The organism is Rhodococcus sp. DN22 (assembly GCF_036669995.1).
Classification (GTDB): domain Bacteria; phylum Actinomycetota; class Actinomycetes; order Mycobacteriales; family Mycobacteriaceae; genus Rhodococcus_F; species Rhodococcus_F erythropolis.
The window spans coordinates 6,072,661-6,090,140 of sequence record NZ_CP133326.1; the positions used below are offsets into that span (position 1 = coordinate 6,072,661).

The 17,480-nt window shown below is 61.2% G+C and carries 17 protein-coding genes; 8 read left to right on the forward strand and 9 right to left on the reverse strand.

Annotated elements, in window-relative coordinates; genetic code table 11:
* Positions 1 to 12: 12 nt before the first annotated feature.
* The 3 genes from RA302_RS28010 to RA302_RS28020 form a co-directional block, all read right to left on the reverse strand.
* A complete protein-coding gene (locus tag RA302_RS28010; protein ID WP_070162343.1) occupies positions 13 to 1,287 on the reverse strand; it encodes an RNA polymerase sigma factor in 1,275 nt (424 codons plus the stop codon).
* A gap of 2 nt (positions 1,288 to 1,289) precedes the next feature.
* Positions 1,290 to 1,718 carry a YciI family protein gene (locus RA302_RS28015; RefSeq protein WP_007735729.1) on the reverse strand — a complete coding sequence of 143 codons (429 nt, stop codon included), beginning with the start codon at positions 1,716 to 1,718 and terminating at the stop codon, positions 1,290 to 1,292.
* Positions 1,719 to 1,879: 161 nt separating this feature from the next.
* On the reverse strand, positions 1,880 to 2,473 hold the full coding sequence (locus tag RA302_RS28020) for a hypothetical protein (RefSeq protein ID WP_030537406.1): 594 nt from the start codon (positions 2,471 to 2,473) through the stop codon (positions 1,880 to 1,882).
* A gap of 93 nt (positions 2,474 to 2,566) precedes the next feature.
* Between RA302_RS28020 and RA302_RS28025 the strand changes: the two genes are divergently transcribed.
* The gene (locus RA302_RS28025) at positions 2,567 to 3,538 is read left to right on the forward strand and encodes an alpha/beta hydrolase (RefSeq protein ID WP_030537407.1); all 972 of its coding nucleotides are present in this window, start codon (positions 2,567 to 2,569) and stop codon (positions 3,536 to 3,538) included.
* Between the two features lie 9 nt (positions 3,539 to 3,547).
* Positions 3,548 to 4,627, forward strand: a complete 1,080-nt coding sequence (locus RA302_RS28030) for a helix-turn-helix domain-containing protein (RefSeq protein WP_228401475.1) — start codon at positions 3,548 to 3,550, stop codon at positions 4,625 to 4,627.
* Between the two features lie 22 nt (positions 4,628 to 4,649).
* Here the strand turns inward: RA302_RS28030 and RA302_RS28035 are convergent, their stop codons facing one another.
* On the reverse strand, positions 4,650 to 5,549 hold the full coding sequence (locus RA302_RS28035; RefSeq protein WP_030537409.1) for a LysR family transcriptional regulator: 900 nt from the start codon (positions 5,547 to 5,549) through the stop codon (positions 4,650 to 4,652).
* A 140-nt stretch (positions 5,550 to 5,689) separates the two neighbouring features.
* Between RA302_RS28035 and RA302_RS28040 the strand changes: the two genes are divergently transcribed.
* The 5 genes from RA302_RS28040 (at position 5,690) to RA302_RS28060 (ending at position 11,279) form a co-directional block, all read left to right on the forward strand.
* Positions 5,690 to 7,096: an FAD-binding oxidoreductase gene (locus RA302_RS28040; RefSeq protein WP_030537410.1), complete on the forward strand. Its 1,407-nt coding sequence runs from the start codon at positions 5,690 to 5,692 to the stop codon at positions 7,094 to 7,096.
* 14 nt (positions 7,097 to 7,110) lie between these two features.
* Positions 7,111 to 7,752: a histidine phosphatase family protein gene (locus tag RA302_RS28045; protein ID WP_030537411.1), complete on the forward strand. Its 642-nt coding sequence runs from the start codon at positions 7,111 to 7,113 to the stop codon at positions 7,750 to 7,752.
* A 62-nt stretch (positions 7,753 to 7,814) separates the two neighbouring features.
* Positions 7,815 to 8,936, forward strand: coding sequence for a winged helix DNA-binding domain-containing protein (locus RA302_RS28050; RefSeq protein ID WP_230587641.1), 1,122 nt, complete (start codon positions 7,815 to 7,817; stop codon positions 8,934 to 8,936).
* Positions 8,937 to 9,069: 133 nt separating this feature from the next.
* Positions 9,070 to 10,545, forward strand: a complete 1,476-nt coding sequence (locus RA302_RS28055; protein ID WP_030537413.1) for an aldehyde dehydrogenase family protein — start codon at positions 9,070 to 9,072, stop codon at positions 10,543 to 10,545.
* Positions 10,542 to 11,279 carry an SDR family NAD(P)-dependent oxidoreductase gene (locus tag RA302_RS28060; protein ID WP_030537414.1) on the forward strand — a complete coding sequence of 246 codons (738 nt, stop codon included), beginning with the start codon at positions 10,542 to 10,544 and terminating at the stop codon, positions 11,277 to 11,279. The genes RA302_RS28055 and RA302_RS28060 overlap by 4 nt, the downstream gene beginning before the upstream one ends.
* 82 nt (positions 11,280 to 11,361) lie before the next feature.
* On the opposite strand, the gene RA302_RS28065 is transcribed toward RA302_RS28060, so the two are convergent.
* Positions 11,362 to 12,003, reverse strand: a complete 642-nt coding sequence (locus RA302_RS28065; RefSeq protein ID WP_058226797.1) for a TetR/AcrR family transcriptional regulator — start codon at positions 12,001 to 12,003, stop codon at positions 11,362 to 11,364.
* A 293-nt stretch (positions 12,004 to 12,296) separates the two neighbouring features.
* On the opposite strand from RA302_RS28065, the gene RA302_RS28070 reads away from it, so the two are divergent.
* Positions 12,297 to 13,646: a lipase family protein gene (locus RA302_RS28070; RefSeq protein ID WP_030537416.1), complete on the forward strand. Its 1,350-nt coding sequence runs from the start codon at positions 12,297 to 12,299 to the stop codon at positions 13,644 to 13,646.
* 17 nt (positions 13,647 to 13,663) lie between these two features.
* Here RA302_RS28070 and RA302_RS28075 read toward each other — a convergent pair whose 3' ends face one another.
* From RA302_RS28075 to RA302_RS28090, 4 genes are read right to left on the reverse strand one after another with little or no spacing between them, the layout of a single operon-like run.
* Positions 13,664 to 14,506: a siderophore-interacting protein gene (locus tag RA302_RS28075; protein WP_030537417.1), complete on the reverse strand. Its 843-nt coding sequence runs from the start codon at positions 14,504 to 14,506 to the stop codon at positions 13,664 to 13,666.
* 21 nt (positions 14,507 to 14,527) lie between these two features.
* Complete coding sequence (locus RA302_RS28080; RefSeq protein ID WP_030537418.1) at positions 14,528 to 15,352, reverse strand: ABC transporter ATP-binding protein; 825 nt, start codon at positions 15,350 to 15,352, stop codon at positions 14,528 to 14,530.
* Between the two features lie 25 nt (positions 15,353 to 15,377).
* Complete coding sequence (locus RA302_RS28085; RefSeq protein WP_030537419.1) at positions 15,378 to 16,433, reverse strand: iron chelate uptake ABC transporter family permease subunit; 1,056 nt, start codon at positions 16,431 to 16,433, stop codon at positions 15,378 to 15,380.
* Complete coding sequence (locus RA302_RS28090) at positions 16,430 to 17,476, reverse strand: iron chelate uptake ABC transporter family permease subunit (RefSeq protein ID WP_238054095.1); 1,047 nt, start codon at positions 17,474 to 17,476, stop codon at positions 16,430 to 16,432. Before RA302_RS28090 ends, RA302_RS28085 begins: the two co-directional genes overlap by 4 nt.
* Positions 17,477 to 17,480 lie beyond the last annotated feature (4 nt).

A 17,480-nucleotide genomic window follows, 5' to 3' on the forward strand; every position in this document is an offset into this window, starting at 1 on the left:
ACAATCGCGTCACTACCGATCCGGCAGCAGCGCATCTGCTTTCGCGACCAGCACAGCGCGCTCACGCTCGTTCCCGGCCAGACGAGCCGCTTCGAGGAGTTCGGTTCTAGCCTCCTCGGATCGGCCGAGCTGACTGAGCAACTCCCCCCGAACGCTGGGAAGCAGGTGGTAGTCGGCCAGTTCACCTGAAGCGACAAGCTTGTCGACGAATTCGAGCGCAGGGCCAGGACCGTATGCCATGGATACCGCCGCCGCATGATTGAGGTCGACCACGGGCGATGGCGCCAGTTGCGCCAGAGCCTCGTAGAGGATGACTATTTTCTTCCAATCGGTGTCTTCGAAAGTTGCTGCTCGCGCATGACATTCGGCAATCGCCGCCTGCAGGCCGTACGGGCCTCGTCCACGCCCGACGGCGTCAGCTCGTTCCAGCGCCGCAAGCCCACGCGAGATCTGTAGACGGTCCCACCTCGTCCGGTCCTGGTCCGCCAGCAGGATGGGCTCACCGGTCGAGGTTGTCCGAGCGCCGAATCTCGAGGCTGTCAGCTCCATCAATGCGACAAGGCCGTGTACCTCGGACTCCCTGGGGACCAATTCGGCGAGTATTCGCGCGAGCCGCAGAGCCTCAGCACTGAGCTCCGCCCGCATCCACTCGTCCCCGGAACTGGCTGCATAGCCTTCGTTGAACACCAGGTACAGCACTCCGAGGACGGCGCTCAATCTGCGCGAAAACTCTTCTCGCCCTGGAACTTCGAAAACCGCTTTCGAGGCAGTCAGCGCCTTCTTCGCGCGGACTATCCGCTGCTGCACCGTCGCCGTCGGCGTGAGGAACGCTTTCGCAATCTCTTCCGTGGTCAAACCGCCCACCACCCGAAGCGTCAACGCCACCTGCGCTTTTCGATTCAACACGGGATGGCAGGCGATGAACATCAGGCGAAGGACATCGTCGTCGATGCGGTCCGGATCCCAGCTGACGTCGTCGAAATGTGAAGCGTCGTTCTCGAGTTCACGCGCAAAGTGGGCGTAGCGCTCGTCCAACCTCTCACGTCGTCGCCACCCGTCGATCGCTCGTCGTGTCGCCACAGATGTCAGCCAGGCAGCGGGGTTTCTCGGAACCCCCGTCGCGGGCCACTGCTCGACGGCTTCGAGCAGAGCCTGCGCGGCCAGATCCTCGGCGAGATCAAGATCTCCGACGGTGCGAGTCAACGTGGCGACAATCTTCGCGGATTCGATACGCCAGACCGCGTCGACAGCCTTTCTCGTTTCTTCTCGCACCGCCTCGTCGGTCATGGTCAGCCTGCGACCGGACGATCGGTACCGAGCTCTTCACGCCAGCCTGCCTCTTTCTGGATGTACTCGTTGTCCTGATCGAAGTCCGACATCTCGCTCACGCGGCGTACCTCGAGCTTGCTTCCCGGCCCGAGCGGGCAGCGCTTCGCCCATTCCAAGGCTTCGTCTTTGGTCGACGTCTGAATGATCCAGAATCCCGAGAACAACTCCTTCGTCTCCCCGTACGGGCCGTCGGAGACCAGCGGAGGATCGGACTCGAAATCGACGATGAATCCCTCCTCCATCGCCAGTCCCTCACCGGCCAGCAAGACACCTGCCTTGATCAGGGACTCGTTGTACTGCCCCATCGCCGCGATGATCTCGTCGAAGTCCATGTCCTTGGATGCTTCGATAGCCTCATCGGTGGAACGCATGATCAGCATGTACTTCATGAGAATCTCCTTCGTTCGTGGACCGCTCTGTTCGGTCCCTCTGCTTACACGTCGAACGGCGCACTCACCGATCGACAAACTTCCGCAACAATTTTTCCGAGTACATAACCGCCGGTCGCGATACGCTGCCCACGGTATCGGCGGACGGGCCGTCTGGCCGGTCAGAAGTCGAGAAATCCCGGTACAACTTCGCGAACGAGCCCGGTCGCGTCAGAGCTCCCGTAGAAATACACCGACCCGTAACCGAATAGGTACTCCTCTACGAAATCGGGGTGGGACTCGGCAACCACCGGCCACCCCTCTTCGTTGATCTGGAACAGGAAGCTGTGTCCATCCGCCTCAACGGCATCGGCGTAGGACGGTTCGTTCTGAATGAGCACCGGTTGCGGAGCTATCAACACCAACGGCATCACCTCGTCGTCCGATGGAATCCTGATCAACGCCGCGCTGCCAAGGCCCGCATGGCTGCCCGCCGATTCCGCACTTCGTGACGACGGCAAGTGCAGGACTGCCCTAACCCCGATGTCCGGGTATTCGAGGTCGTCGTCGCCGATGGAGAAACCTCGACGGATGAAGATCGAAAGCTCTCGCACGCCGAGCCACGGCGCCGTGTGTGCCTCGAGCGTCAGAAGGTACTCGTGCGACCGCAGAATCGCCTGACCAGCGAAAACCTGCGGAGGTCGTCCACCAATCCGTGCCCCACTATTCGAATCGCTCGAACCCACCCCGAGATGTACCCTGTCCACCGGCGTCATCCTAGGGAGATCCGACGGGTGTCGGAGGGAGACTCTCCGATTTCCTACAATCCGCTGGTGACGTAGGCCACAATCAGGCTCGATGATGGGTGCATGACAACATTCCCGACTCTCGACCCCGAACTTGCCGCGGCACTCACCATGCTCCCGAAGGTGGACTTCGCTGACCTCCCCAACGCACGGGCCACCTACGACGCTCTGGTCGGCACCATGTTGGCCGACCTGTCATTCGACGGAGTCACGCTTCGTGAACTGTCGGCACCCGGCCTGGACGGCGATCCGGAGGTCACGATTCGTTTCTTCACCCCGGACAACACTGCCGGCCCTGTCCCCGTTCTGCTCTGGATCCATGGCGGCGGATTCGCAATCGGCACCGCAGAATCCAGCGATCCATTTTGCGTCGAGGTGGCGCGGGAACTCGGATTCGCCGTTGCGAACGTGGAGTACCGCCTCGCCCCCGAAACCCCCTTCCCCGGCCCCGTCGACGACTGCTACGCCGCACTCCTCTACATCCACGCCCATGCCGAGGAGCTGGGGGTCGATCCACGCCGCATCGCAGTGGGAGGGCAGAGCGCAGGCGGTGGACTGGCCGCAGGCACTGTCCTCAAAGCCCGTGACGAGGGCGTTGTGCCCGTGGCCTTCCAATTCCTCGAAATCCCTGAACTCGACGACCGCCTGGCGACGGTCTCGATGACGAACTTCGTCGACACCCCCTTGTGGCACCGCCCTAACGCCATCCTGTCGTGGAAGTACTATCTCGGCGGGTCGTATTCCGGTCCCGAAGATCCTGACGTGTCCATTTACGCTGCGCCGTCCCGGGCTACCGACCTCACCGGTCTGCCGCCGACCTACCTGTCCACCATGGAACTCGACCCGCTCCGCGACGAAGGAATCGAATACGCCCTTCGGCTGCTGCAAGCGGGAGTCAGCGTCGAATTGCACTCCTTCCCCGGAACCTTTCACGGGTCGGCACTGGTCGCGACCGCCGCGGTCAGCGAAAGAGGTGCCGCCGAAGCCCTCACTGCGCTCAGGAGAGGGTTGCGTTCGCTCTCGCCGGTCTCGTAGCGTTGCGAGATGCAAGGACTGATGTACCGGCTTGCCGAGCTCGATGCAGACTCGGCAGGCCTGGTACGTGTCATCGATTACTTCGACGCCCTCGTGCGGCACGGCTCCGACACCGCGTCTTTGCTTCGTGCGAGCGCGCAGTTGGCGGACTGCGTCGTGGGTATCGAGATCGTCGAGCGCGGCAGAAGCAAGAAGAATTTGCGCCGTTGCGATCCGCGCGGCCGATGGTCACCCGATCCTCAGCTCCCACCGAGCATGACCAGAAACATTGCCGTAGACGACGAGGTTCTCGGAACGGTATGGATCGAACGACCCGGGGCCAGCTTGCCACTCGACGAAATGCTCGTCGACCGGATGGCCCTGACCGCAGCGATAATTCTGCAACCGCGACGCCTGCCTACCGAAGCCGAGCACACTCGAAATCTGTTGTTCCCGATGGATGAACTCGCGGTGCTCACCTCCTGCGCCGGTCTCGGTGTCGAACCCCATACCCCAGTCCGTGTAATGGCAACCAAGGCAGTCTCAGGCACGGCCGAAGGTGCTGCACACCTTGTCATTTCGCCAGATTACAAACCTGGCAAAGCCACTGGGATAGACGCTGACGGCGAGTATCTGAATCTCGTGACGGGTTCGTTCGCGGCGACACCCGAGCTGTCCGAGGCCGCGCTGTCGTCATTCATTCGCGCCGGAATATCTTTGACTGCTCCCGCTTCCGAAGTGAGCACAATACTGAGCACTGCACGATTCGCTCGTACACAGGCGTCGGCAACAACACCGATCGTGAACGCCGACAATCTCGGCGCCCTCAACCTCTTGGCGCCGGGACCACACATCGATCACTCGCGAATACCGGATCTGGTTCGTGCCGAAGAGATCGGCGATACCAAACAGGGGTTAGAACTACTCGAAACCTTGAGGTCATACCTGCAGTCCGGAACCTTGAGGGCCGCAGCAGATTCCATGCATCTTCACCACAGCAGCGTCGCGCACCGATTGGCGAAACTGTCCCAGCACGTCGGATTCCACGTCGATTCCATCGAGAACCGAGCACGCGCAACGGCCATGATGCTGGTCCTCGATGGCGGATAGGACCCACCGCGCATCACAGGTACTACACAGTGGTTGACGATCTTTCGCGTTCAGCGAGCGCAACAAACGGCGCAAGCGCCGGATTCGGATTATCCGGCCGGTAGGTCACTGCCACGTCGAGAGTTGTTTGCTCACCGGCGATCTCACATAGATGGACACCCGGGATGCGGAGCATCCGCGCTCTGCCCTGGGGGATCGGCGCAATACCCACCCCGTCCGAGACGGCATGCAGCACCTGCTCGTCGTCGGCCTCGAATCGAACGATGCTGGGCGCCCCGTTTGGCCAAAGTTGGTCGAGCGTACGCAAATACATCCCCGGGGCGTTGGCCTCCGGCCAGAACACAACGGGGACGTCCACCAGATCTCCGAGTTCGAGCGTCGCTCGACCACCGAACGGATGATCCACGGGAACAGCGACCAGGATAGGTTCGGTATCGAGGACGATCAGGGGAAGTTCTCGATCGTCTTCATCGAGCGGCGGGCGAACAACCGCGATGTCGACGGCTCCGGTTCGGACGAGGTCGACAGTCTGCGCCGAAGTGCCACGATGAACGACAACTTCGACGCCCGGGTAGAGCCTTCGATAGGTGCTGACCAGATCCGCGACTGCGCCGCCCGCCCACGAACGGGTGTACGCGATGCGCAGTTCTCCGTCCACACCGCGCGCGGCCAACCGAATTCGTTCGACCGCCCGGTCCGCACACCCGATCAAAAAGCGCGCCTCTCGTACCGCCACCTTGCCGGCTTCCGTGAAGGTGAACTGCGGACCCCGACGATCCACCAGCGGAACTCCGAGTTCGCGCTCGAGAACCTTGATCTGCTGACTGAGGGCCGATTGCGCGACGTGGACGTTCGCAGCGGCTCGAGTGAAGCTCCCATGATCCGACAGAGCGATCAGATAACGGGCACGCTGCAGGTTCATACGGCGATTATAAGAAAAACAGATGGTGGTGTCACTACTTGGTCTTGGACACGGCATCACCTGAGGTCGGAGGATCGAGTTCACGTTGATCCACCGTCTGTCTCCCGAAAATTGTCACCCGAACGATCACAAGGTTGCACATGAACCCCCGAACACTCACTGAACCTGCAACAGACGCGAGGCTTCTCGACGCCCTAGCTGAGATCGTCGGCCACACGCATGTCCTTACCGATCCCGAACTGATCGAGGGCTACACACGTGACTGGACGGGACGTTGGATCGGCGACGCGATCGCGGTCATCCGCCCCGGCAACACTTCCGAAGTGTCTGCGGTTCTTCGAGCATGCTTCGACGCGGGGGTTCCCGTCACACCGCAAGGCGGCAACACCGGACTGGTCGGTGGTGGAATCGCCTCGACTGGGTCCGTGGTGCTGAGTACCAGACGTCTGGAGACGATCGAAGCCGTCGACCCCATCGGTCGGACAATCGCAGCCGGCGCCGGCGTGACCGTTGCTCGCGCAGACCTGGCCGCATCGGCACACGGTCTCCGCTTCGGAATCGATTTGGCATCAAAGGAATCCGCAACACTCGGCGGCATCGTCGCAACCAACGCCGGTGGGACGCGCATGGTCCGATACGGAAATACACGCGCACAGATACTCGGTATCGAAGCCGTGCTCGCGGACGGTTCGGTACTGAGTAGATGGACTCCACTCGTCAAAGACAATGTCGGATACGACATTCCAGGACTTCTCGCCGGCAGTGAGGGAACGCTCGCAGTCATCACCAAGGTCCTGATGAAGCTGGTCACCCCGGCGACCGACACCCAGGTCGTGCTCGCGGGTGTACGCGACGTCGATCAAGCGCTTCATTTGTGTAATCGCGTGCGTCAGAGCGGATTGACCGTCGAAGCCGCCGAGATCATGACCGACGACGGCATCTCCCTCGTCTGCGCACACACCGATGCCCGTCGCCCGTTCGGAACCCCTTCACCGATGTACACACTCATCGAGGTGTCATCACCGCGTGAAACGGAAGAGTCGCTCCTCGAAGTACTCTCCGACTCTGCCGACCTCATCGAGGACGCGACGGTCGAGCCTGGGCCGGCTCGAAAACTGTGGACTCTGCGGGAAAGCCATACCGAAAGCATCAGCGCGTCGTCGACGACGCCGGTAGTCAAACTCGACATCTCCGTCCCCTTGTCCGTGATGGGAATGTTCATCGACAACCTCCGAGAAAGCCTGGCACAACGATTCCCCCTCGTGCGGCCAATCCTGTTCGGGCACTTCGCCGACGGAAACATTCATGTGAACCTTCTGGACGCCGAGCCGAGGGTCGCACACGAACTGACCGATATGGTGTTCCGACTCGTCGCCGCCCACCATGGAAGCATCAGCGCCGAGCACGGGATAGGCCGCGCGAAGTCGCCGTGGATATCGCTGGGGCGCACTGAAACCGACATCGCCGCAATGCAGTTGATCAAATCCTCCTGGGATCCCCGTGGAATCCTCAACCCTGGAATACTGTTGCCGGAAAAAGTCGGGTAAGCAAGAGGGGTCTCATGCAGGATCTTTACGTCGTCACTCATCCTCATGCCGAACACACAGCGCAGGACGTAGTCGGCGGTTGGCACAATTCGGTTCTCACCCCCGCTGGTCGACGCGATGCAGGTTTGATCGCCGAAGCACTGAAACGACGACGCACCGGAACTTCGCGCGCGGTCCGCATCACCTCGTCCGACCTCGAACGGTGCACCGAGACATCCACGATCATCGCCCGGACACTCGATGCTCCGGCGACAACAGACACTCGATTGCGCGAAATCAGCTTCGGCGAAGCCGAAGGACGCCCGAACTCGTGGCTGGCCCAGCGGCAGGTCCCGGCCCCTGACAACAACCGCCTCGATCACCGTGGCCCCGTTGCCGGTGCCGAGACCCGCCGCGACATCGCAGCAAGGGTTCACGAATGCATGCGCGAACTGATGGACGATCTCGATCACGATCACATCGTCGTAACCCACGGCTTTGCACACACATTCGTCGTCTCCGCCTGGCTACAGATTCCCGTCGACGCCGCAGGATTTGCGACCTTCGCGACCACCCCGGGTGCAATCACACATCTCCGACACGACGACTACTGGCGCAACCGAACCCTCGTGCAACTAGCTGATACGACGCACCTGGACTGTGGCACGATGGCCTGATGCGCCATGTCTCCGACGACGAACGCCGTGCTCGCATAGGAGTACGTCATGCGCTGGAGCCAATGTTTCACGTCGATTCGCCGGAAGCTGCCACGCGGGCGATGACGGTACTGCACGCCACCGAGTCAGCGACGGTCTATCTGTCTTGCTGGGCGAGGGTTCGGTCCGTGGACGCCGCCGACGTCGACCGCGCCCTGTACGACCAACGCAGTCTCGTGAAGCAATTGGCAATGCGCCGCACACTCTTCACCTTTCCCCGCGACTTGCTGCCGGCCGCGTGGTCGAGTGCGTCCGCCCGCGTCGCGAACACCGAGCGGGCACGAATGGCCAAGGATGTCGTCAAAGCCGGACTCGCCGTCGACGGCAACGACTGGCTCGATCGCGCACGGACGGAAGTGCTGAAGTTGCTCACCGATAGGCCTGAAGGGCTTTCAGCGGTAGAGATTCGTCAGGCCGTGCCGATGATAGACGTCAAGGTCGAGGGTTCGGCAGGTGAAATCTGGTCGGCACCCAGGGTTCTCACGCATCTCGGGGCGACCGCAGACATCATGCGCGGCACCAACACCGCCCGCTTCCCCGTCTCACGCCCACTGTGGACTCTCACTCGACACTGGCTCGACGACGCCCCCGTCGATCTCGAATCTGCAGACGGCTATCGAGAAATAGTCCGCCGTTGGCTCTACACCTTCGGACCGGGCACGGAAGACGACATCGTCTGGTGGCTGGGCTCGACGAAGACGGTCGTCCGGGCCGCCCTCGCCGAACTCGACGCCGTTGCAGTCTCACTCGACGGAGGCGACACCGGCTGGTTGCTACCGGATGACGTCGCCACGGTGCCTGATCCAGGTCCTTGGGTGGCACTCCTACCGGTGCTCGACCCGACGATCATGGGGTGGAAGAACCGTGACTTCTACCTCGGCCCGCACCGCAACCAACTCTTCGACACCCGCGGTAATGCCGGCACCACCGCTTGGGTCGACGGTCGCGTCGTTGGGTGCTGGATCCAAGACGAAACCGGTGTGGTGCACGTTCGATTGCTCGAGACCGTGTCAGCGTCTGCGCGACGTTCTCTCGATGCCGAGGCGGCGCGCCTCACCGAGTGGCTGGGCGGCGTCAGAATCGGCACGGGGTACGTCTCACAGGCTATGAAGCAGGCGGCTGAAATTGCTGGAGCCACGCCTTGACGATGTGACCAGAACACTGTTCTAGCTGTTCTTTCTGCTAACGCCATCCATGCGCGGCAAGGCAACCATCGACAAGTGTACGAAACGTACAGTACACTTCGAACTTCACCGATTGACCGATCTAGGAGGATCCATGGAAGGTCAAGCAGTTCGTGAATACGGTGCGTACATCGATGGAGCGTTCCGAGCCATCGGCACATCCACCTTCGAGGCGCGTGACGCCGCTTCCGGCGCTCTGCTCGCCACACTGTCCCGATGCGGGGCAGAAGAAATCAATGATGCGGTCGAAGCCGCCGGACGGGCATTTCCGGCGTGGGCAGGCCTGACGACCGAAGAACGGTCCGCACAAATCTTGCAGTTTGCCGCACTGGTGGAGGAACGAACTGAAGAGCTTGCCCAACTCGAGTGCATGGACACCGGGCGACACATCAGGGAGATGCGAGAAGACTATCGGGCCGCAGTGTCGCACCTACGATACTTTGCGTCAGTTTCGTTGGCGCACCACGGTTTCGGCCGCGAATTGGCCTCGGGGTATCTGGTTGCGAAACGGGTACCATTGGGCGTGTGCGGACAGATCATTCCCTGGAACGATCCCGTTGTGATGACGGCATTCAAGATTGCTCCCGCTCTCGCTGCCGGAAACACCGTCGTACTCAAACCTGATGAAAATGCCTGTGTTTCAGTCATGGAACTGGCGAGGATCGCCGCCGAAGTGTTCCCGAAAGGCGTTCTCAATGTTGTACCCGGCCTCGGCGAAGAGGCCGGCGCAGCCCTGATCGGTCATCCGAAAGTCAGCAAACTCGCTTTCACCGGGAGCACCGAAGTCGGCCGGCTGGTGGCACACGCCGCAGCATCCCGACTGATCTCGACCACTCTCGAACTCGGCGGCAAGAGTCCGAGCATCGTCTTTCCTGACATCGACGACGTCGATGCGGTAGTCGCAGACGCGACCTCCGGCGTCCTGATGTGCAACGGTCAATCCTGCTTAGCCGGAACACGTCTGTTCATCCACGAGGATATCTACGACACCTTCGTGGAAAAACTCGTCGCCGCATTCCGATCGTTGCGAGTCGGGCGACCTCTGAGTGAAGACACCGAACTGAGTGGCCTGATTCACCAAGAACATGCCGATCGTGTGATCTCGATGATCGATTCCGGAATCGAAGAAGGCGCACAACTACTTACCGGCGGCAAACGAACGGTAGTGCCGGGATTCGAAGCCGGAAACTTCGTCGAACCGACAATTCTGGAGGTCACGAACTCGATGCGAATTGCGCAGGACGAAATCTTCGGACCTGTTTTGTGCGTCCTCAAATGGAACAATTACGAGCAAGTGATCACAGAAGCGAACGACACTCCATACGGGCTCGCTGCTGGGATCTATACGTCGAACTTGAAGAACGCGATGGAAACCGCCAATCGTCTTGCGGCGGGCTGCATCTGGATCAATCAGTATTTCAACCTGGGAGGCGGCGTTCCCTTCGGAGGGTTCAAGGAAAGCGGTCTCGGGCGAGAGTTCTGCCTCGAAACGCTCAACGAATACACCCAACTCAAATCAATCACTGTAGTCACGTCGACTCCCCCGTCAAAGCAAGGAATCACAAGTTGAACATCACGGGAAATACCATCTTCATTGCCGGCGGAACCTCCGGAATCGGCCTCGAACTTGCACTGGCATTGCAGAACGAGGGGAACAAGGTAATCATCGGTGGACGGCGATCCACTCTGCTGCAAGAGATCTCGAGCAAGCATCCGAAGATCAGTACCGTCGTCATCGACGTAGACGACCCGAAATCCATTCGAACGGCGTATGAATCCGTAACGGAGGACTTTCCCGATCTGAACGTCCTTGTGACGATGTCGGGAATCATGTACCCGGAGGACCTGAAGAACCCGGACTTCCTCGACGTCGCCGAACGAACGATCACGACGAACCTACTCGGGACTATTCGACTGGTCGGCCAGTTCATTCCGCATCTGTTGACGAAGCCGACCGCCACCATCGCCACCGTGTCATCCGCCGTCGGCTTCGTCCCACTTCCCATCACGCCCACGTACAACGCCACGAAAGCTGCCGTTCATCTCTTCACCGAGAGCATGCGCGTTCAACTCGCCGATACTTCGATCCAGTGCATCGAACTCATCCCACCGGGCGTCCGCACCACACTGATGAACCAGGAGAACTCTGAATCGGCTCTACCCCTTGATGATTACATCGAAGAAACCATTGCTCTACTGAAAGCTGACGACAACGCCACAGAGATTGTGGTCGAAGCGGCCAAGCCACTTCGTCATGCCGAGATCAACGGTGAGTACCAGAGCGTGCTGAAAATGCTCAGCTGACAGTGCCGAGTTGACACACATCGCGCAACGCTGGAGAGGGCAGTACCCTCTCCAGCGCAAAGGATTTCAGCGAATATCCCGTTTAGACACCGTTCCGGAGTCCACGAACTGCATGATCGATGATCGAGCGCACCGTGTTGTCGTCGATACTCGCGTGCCCCACCAACATCCGGTAGATCAAGGGACCGAAGAAGAGATCGATCGCTTCCTCGATCTCGATGTCGTCGCGGAAGTATCCGGACTCAACACATCGTCGAATCAGTTCGGCGAAGCCGCGACGACGTTCGTCGAGGAAGAAGGTACGGAAATATGCAGCCGTCGTCGGGTCGTTGGCACACGCGCCGACAAGTTCGGCAAAGATCGACCCGAGTGGACCTCGGTAGAACCTTCCGATGTCCTCGAGGTAATCGTTCAAATCGTCTTGCGCACTGTTGGTCTCCGGAAACGTCAAGTGCCGGGCCATGAGCACACCGAACGCTTCAGCGGCGATCGCCTGCCGCGACGGCCAGTGCCGATACAGCGTTACTTTGCTGACGCCCGATTGCTCGGAGATCGCATCGATGGTCGCCGCCTTCATTCCCCCGGATTTCAGAAGCGCTTCCGCTGACCGAAGGGCCTTCTCGTGGGCCGCCTCGCTACGTGCACCGCTCGGAGGAGTGAGCAGTCCAGCCTGGGCGCCGGCCGAGTCTCGAAACACGCCGTCATCGGGAGCGCGCTTACCCATGTCCACTCCTTCGTCCTTCAAGACCGTGCAGCACAGAACATTTCCCGGAATCGGACGACCCGGAACAGCCCAAGGCAGCAGCTCGTCGCGACAGCTACTAGTCGTATCGTACACATGGCATCCTGAGCAGAATTATCAAGGCCGCTTCAAAGATCTCAATCACATTGCGTTCATGCATGATTCAAACAACTAGCGCAAGCCTCTCGTTTATTACTCAAAAGTAAGATAGCGTGTGGTCGTCATCACACCAGCCCGTCAAGTACCGAGAGACATACGAAACCGAAGGGTCGATCGTGGCATCAAAGATTCTCTTTCAGGGAGCGGTGGCGCTGACAGCCATTGCACTCACAGGCATCACAGCACCTACTGTCGCCGCGCAACCGTCGGCGGATTCCTTCTATCAGTACGACGGTTCGGCACCGCTGTCGTCGTATCAGCCTGGGGCCGTGCTCAAAACGAGAACCTTGCCCTATCACGTCGTCAACATTCCTACCCCGTTGCAAGCCGTACAGGTGTTGTACCGGTCGACCGACGCTCTCGGCCGGCCGTCTGCGAATGTCACATCGATTCTTCGACCACCCAATGCCCAGCCGGACAAAGTTGTCTCGTTCCAGTCGGCCTACGATTCACTGAACCCGGAAGACGGGCCGTCACGAGCAATCGCGGGGGACACCCCGATCGGCAGCCTTACCGCCAGCGGGCGCAATGTCGCCTTCGGCGGGACTCTCGCTTCCGGCGAAGCCGTCATGTTCGGTCCTCTACTGGCGCTGGGCTACACCGTCGTCATTCCCGACACCGAGGGCCCGAACGCGGACTTCGCGGCGGGACCCGAATACGGAATGATGACTCTCGACTCCCTCCGTGCCGCTCGCAACACTCCCGAGACAGGTATTTCCGACTCAGCCGAGATCGGTCTGATGGGATACTCGGGTGGAGCAATCGCCACCAACTGGGCGTCCATCCTCGCTCCGGACTACGCCCCGGACATCAACGAGGACCTGATCGGCGCCGCCCAGGGTGGTCTGTTGGTCAACCCGGCAAACAACCTCCGGTACGCAAACGGAAGCATCGGTTGGGCAGGCGTTGTCGGGATGGCAGTCGTCGGACTTGCCCGTGCCTACGACATAGATTTCGATCCGTATCTCGGCGATCGCGGACGCGAACTCCTACCTCGGATCGAGGATGCCTCGATCGGGAACGTCATCCTGCAGTACCCGGGGGTGACCTGGCAGGACCTTGCCAAACCAGAGTATGCGAACCCCAACTCGGTGCCCGAGTACGTCGACGTCGCCAACAAGATCAACATGGGCAACGCGCCGATACCCACCATCCCGATGTTCATCGCTCAAGCCGCAAACGGAGCCCTCGAGGGCACCCAGCCAGGTGGACCGGGCGTCGGCCCTGGCGACGGAGTCATGGTTGCCGGGGACGTCCGCTCACTCGCCACTCGCTATTGCGACGCAGGTTTGTCCATCCAGTACGACCAGTACGACACCATCAGTCACGTTCCGGGTGGCGCGCTGTGGCTCCCCGGCGCCATCACCTGGCTCAACGACCGTTTCAACGGAAGTCAGTTGCCGAACAACTGCTCGAACATCGCACCGGGCAATTCCCTGGCGCCGGAAGAACACGCGGCGGGCTGACAAATCCAACAGTCGCATCAGATACCGATTGCCAGATCGTCGATGTCTGCGAGCGTGCCGCCGTTTTCGAGGATGCTCGTGTAGTTCCGAAGTCGGTTCTGATCTATCTCGGTAGTGCTGACCCCTCGCTTCCAGTACCCGAAGACAACTACATCGTCCTTCGCCAGGCCGACTGTCTTGCGGAAATGCGCTCGAATGGCTCGCATCTCGTCCCGTTCCCCGGCACCCCACACCGCGTAGTCTCCTGGGTTTTCGAGTTCGACGGCGTACTCGGCGAGGCCACCTTCGACATGGTGCAGCTCGAGGCCGGGGATCACGGGCAGTTCCGCGAAGGCCTCGGCGTCACCGGTGGCGACCCAGCCGACGCCGGTCAGTCCCTCGGGCCACTGAAGCAGAATCGAATAGAGGGCAGGTATCGCGGTGTCGTCGGCGAACAGTGCGACGCGGCGACCAGCGATCTCGGGAACGAGGAAGTGCGGGCGAGGACCGGTGAGTGAGAACGTGTCACCCACACGCAGGTCGGCGGCCCACCTCATCATCGGGCTGGTGTGGCCGTGCAGCACTACGTCGAAGGTCATCGAACTGCTCGGCGCGTTGCAGGTGCGCACCGTGTAGACGCGAGAGACGTCGCCGTACTGCGGACCGAGCTGGATGCGAAATGCGACGTTGGGCCGCAACCAATTCGGGTCGTCCGCCGACGAAGTCAACTGGACGGCGATGCGCAAGATGCTCTCGGTCGGCCGTTCGACGCGTTCGACGACGGCAACCACGTCGTTGAGACCGCGGTCGTGGTCTTCTCCGCGTGGCGCCTTTGCCGACGCAGACGTTTCAGTTTCTTCAGGTCGAGATGCGGTAGTCATTGATATCTCCTGATCGGTGGTTCAGTTGTGGACGGGTAGCTGCCTGACAGGTCTTCGATCACGCGGAACAACAAGTGGCCGTCCGGTTTCCGGGTCTTCGAGAACCAGCGCCTCGAGGTCGAAGACTTCGCGCAGTAACTCAGGGGTGAAGACGTCCGAGGCACTGCCTTGCATGACAATTTTTCCGGACCGCATGGCAACTACGTGCGTGGCATATCTGGCCGCGAGGTTCAGGTCGTGCAGGACCGCGACCAATGTTCGACCGGACTGGTGGAGTTGGGAACAGAGGTCGAGAACCTCGATCTGGTGTGCGATGTCGAGAAAGGTGGTCGGTTCGTCGAGCAACAACACTGGGGTGCGCTGCGCAAGCGTCATGGCGATCCATACCCGCTGACGTTGTCCCCCACTCAGCTCGTCCACCAATTGGTCTGCTGCATATCGCATTCCGACTTCATTCAGGGCCTCGGAGACAACGTGCTCGTCTTCGGGTGACCACTGGCGCAGCATGCTCTGATACGGATATCGGCCGCGGGATACGAGGTCTGCGACACTGATCGCTCCAGGCGAGAGCGGGGACTGTGGCAACAGGGCGATTCGCCGGGCGACTTCTTTGGTTCGATAGGACCGAATATCGTTACCGTCGAGCACAACACGACCCGATCGAGGTGTCAGCATTCTGCCGAGCGCACGCAACAATGTCGACTTGCCACACCCGTTCGGTCCGACGACGACGGTGAACCCTCCATCGGGGATCTCGAGACTCAACTCGTCCACGATGGTTCGATCGGCGTACCGTAATTCGATCTTCTCGGCGCGCAGCCGCGATGTTGGGGTGGCAGTAGTCATGAATCTCTTTCGTAGCGAGTTTTTTTCAGGCCTGGCGAGCGAGCAGCCAGATCAGATAGGCACCACCGAGCAGACTGGTGACGAGACCGACCGGAGTGCGGAGACCGACCTCGACCGCTTGCGCGATCAAGTCGGCGCCCGCCAGCAGAACTGCGCCGAGGAGGAAGGAAGGCGCGACAAGAACACCGCTGCGCCGTGCCAACCGTCGTGCGATCTGGGGAGCGGCGAGCGCCACAAATGCGATGGGGCCGGTGGCCGCGGTCGCCGCGCCGGTGAGCGCGACCGCAAGCAGAATGCCGGCAAATCGGTATCGCTCCACGGAGATCCCGAGCGAGGACGCTGCGTCGTCGCCCATCTCCATCATGGTGACGCGCCGGGACACCACGACGAGAGCAGGAACGAGAACACCGGCGGCGATCGCAACACTGACCGCGTGTGGCCAACCGCGCCCGGTCAGCGAGCCGGCCGTCCACTGCTGCACAACGGTGGCGTCGTCGATATCCGCACGCACCACCAGGAACGACATCACGGCGCTCAGCATCGCGCCCACGCCGATACCGACCAGGACAAGTCGAAGACCGCCGCTGACGCCGTCTTTGCGTGCCAGCGCGTACACCAGAAGCGCCGTCAGCATGCCGCCGAGAACAGCGGCGCCCGCGGTCTGCAGTACCCCGCCTCCGAAGAAGACGATCTGAACCACGGCTGCAGTCGCAGCGCCGGTGGTGAAACCGATGATGTCCGGCGATCCGAGAACATTGCGCGAAAGCGTCTGGAAAACCGCGCCGGCCACACCGAGGCTTCCGCCCACGCCGATCGCCGTGATCAGCCGCGGCAGCCTGCGATTCTGGACGGACCGAACCGCCGCTGGGGCGCCTTCGCCGTGCAGGGCACGCCATACTTCGCCCAAGGACAGATCCAGGGTTCCATACATCAGCGTGGCAAACGAGAGCGCCGCCAATGCCGCACTGATTGTCACGGTTACGAACAGCACTCGCGGAACTATCCGCCACGAGTACGACCCGATTCGAACCACCCAACCGCGGAACAGCGGTGGAACCGGCTGTGCTGCAATCGCGTTCACAGCGACGCCACCCGCCGCGAGCGCACGAGCGCAACAAACAAGGGGCCACCGAGCACCGCCACGGCGATCCCCGTCTGCAGATCTCCCGGCGCTGTGGCAACGCGACCGAGAACGTCGGCCAAGAGCAGAAATGCCGGGGCGACAACGAGCACGCACGGCAGAAGAAATCGCAGATCCGGCCCGACGACACCGCGCACGATGTGCGGCGCAGCCAGGCCCACGAATCCGAGCGGTCCAGCCGCCGCAGTGGCGGCCCCTGCCAGCAGGATGACTGCGACAGCGGATCCGACCCGTGCGGGTCCGGTGCTGGCACCGAGCCCTTTGGCGACATCCTCGCCGAGCGCGATTGCGTTGAGTGGACGAATCAGCAACAACGACAACACGATACCGACGATGACGAAGGGCAGAACAGTGACGATCACGTCTCCGCTGCGGCCTTGCAACGAACCCACTGCCCAAAATCGGAACTGATTGAATGCGGCCTCGTTACTGATGAGAACCATGCTGGTGAGAGCCGTGATCGCCGTCGCAACAGCGGCACCGGCAAGCGCCATGCGCGCTGGGGTCGCGGCGCTGCGATGCGCCGACCCCAACATGTACACACCTACCGAGGCAACGGCCGCGCCGGCAAGCGCGAACCACAGATAGCCGCCGACCGAAGTCACCCCCAGATAGGCAATCGCAATCACGACTGCTGCTGATGCTCCGGCGTTCACACCGAGTAGTCCCGGATCGGCCAGAGGGTTGCGGGTGATCGACTGCATCAGCGCGCCGGCCAGTCCGAGCGCGGCCCCGACCACAAGCCCGAGAATTGTTCGAGGCAAACGTGATTCGATCACAATCAGGTGCTCGTTGTTACCGGCGTCGTAGGAAAGAACTGCATCGAGGACAGTGGAGACGGGGATGTTGTGTGAGCCGATGACGAGTCCGCCGACGGATGCCAGCACGATTACAACGATGGAGACGAGGACCAACAACCCCGCACGCGCGGCCGTCCCGGACCGCGGTGGCGCTTCGGTCCGGGACTGCGCAGAAACGCCCACGCGG

Excerpts from the sequence above, each read along its gene's own strand:
- RA302_RS28010 (WP_070162343.1), bottom strand. The coding sequence starts at position 1,287 with ATGACCGACGAGGCGGTGCGAGAAGAAACGAGAAAGGCTGTCGACGCG.
- RA302_RS28015 (WP_007735729.1), bottom strand. The coding sequence starts at position 1,718 with ATGAAGTACATGCTGATCATGCGTTCCACCGATGAGGCTATCGAAGCA.
- RA302_RS28020 (WP_030537406.1), bottom strand. The coding sequence starts at position 2,473 with ATGACGCCGGTGGACAGGGTACATCTCGGGGTGGGTTCGAGCGATTCG.
- RA302_RS28025 (WP_030537407.1), top strand. The coding sequence starts at position 2,567 with ATGACAACATTCCCGACTCTCGACCCCGAACTTGCCGCGGCACTCACC.
- RA302_RS28030 (WP_228401475.1), top strand. The coding sequence starts at position 3,548 with ATGCAAGGACTGATGTACCGGCTTGCCGAGCTCGATGCAGACTCGGCA.
- RA302_RS28035 (WP_030537409.1), bottom strand. The coding sequence starts at position 5,549 with ATGAACCTGCAGCGTGCCCGTTATCTGATCGCTCTGTCGGATCATGGG.
- RA302_RS28040 (WP_030537410.1), top strand. The coding sequence starts at position 5,690 with ATGAACCCCCGAACACTCACTGAACCTGCAACAGACGCGAGGCTTCTC.
- RA302_RS28045 (WP_030537411.1), top strand. The coding sequence starts at position 7,111 with ATGCAGGATCTTTACGTCGTCACTCATCCTCATGCCGAACACACAGCG.
- RA302_RS28050 (WP_230587641.1), top strand. The coding sequence starts at position 7,815 with ATGTTTCACGTCGATTCGCCGGAAGCTGCCACGCGGGCGATGACGGTA.
- RA302_RS28055 (WP_030537413.1), top strand. The coding sequence starts at position 9,070 with ATGGAAGGTCAAGCAGTTCGTGAATACGGTGCGTACATCGATGGAGCG.
- RA302_RS28065 (WP_058226797.1), bottom strand. The coding sequence starts at position 12,003 with ATGGGTAAGCGCGCTCCCGATGACGGCGTGTTTCGAGACTCGGCCGGC.
- RA302_RS28075 (WP_030537417.1), bottom strand. The coding sequence starts at position 14,506 with ATGACTACCGCATCTCGACCTGAAGAAACTGAAACGTCTGCGTCGGCA.
- RA302_RS28080 (WP_030537418.1), bottom strand. The coding sequence starts at position 15,352 with ATGACTACTGCCACCCCAACATCGCGGCTGCGCGCCGAGAAGATCGAA.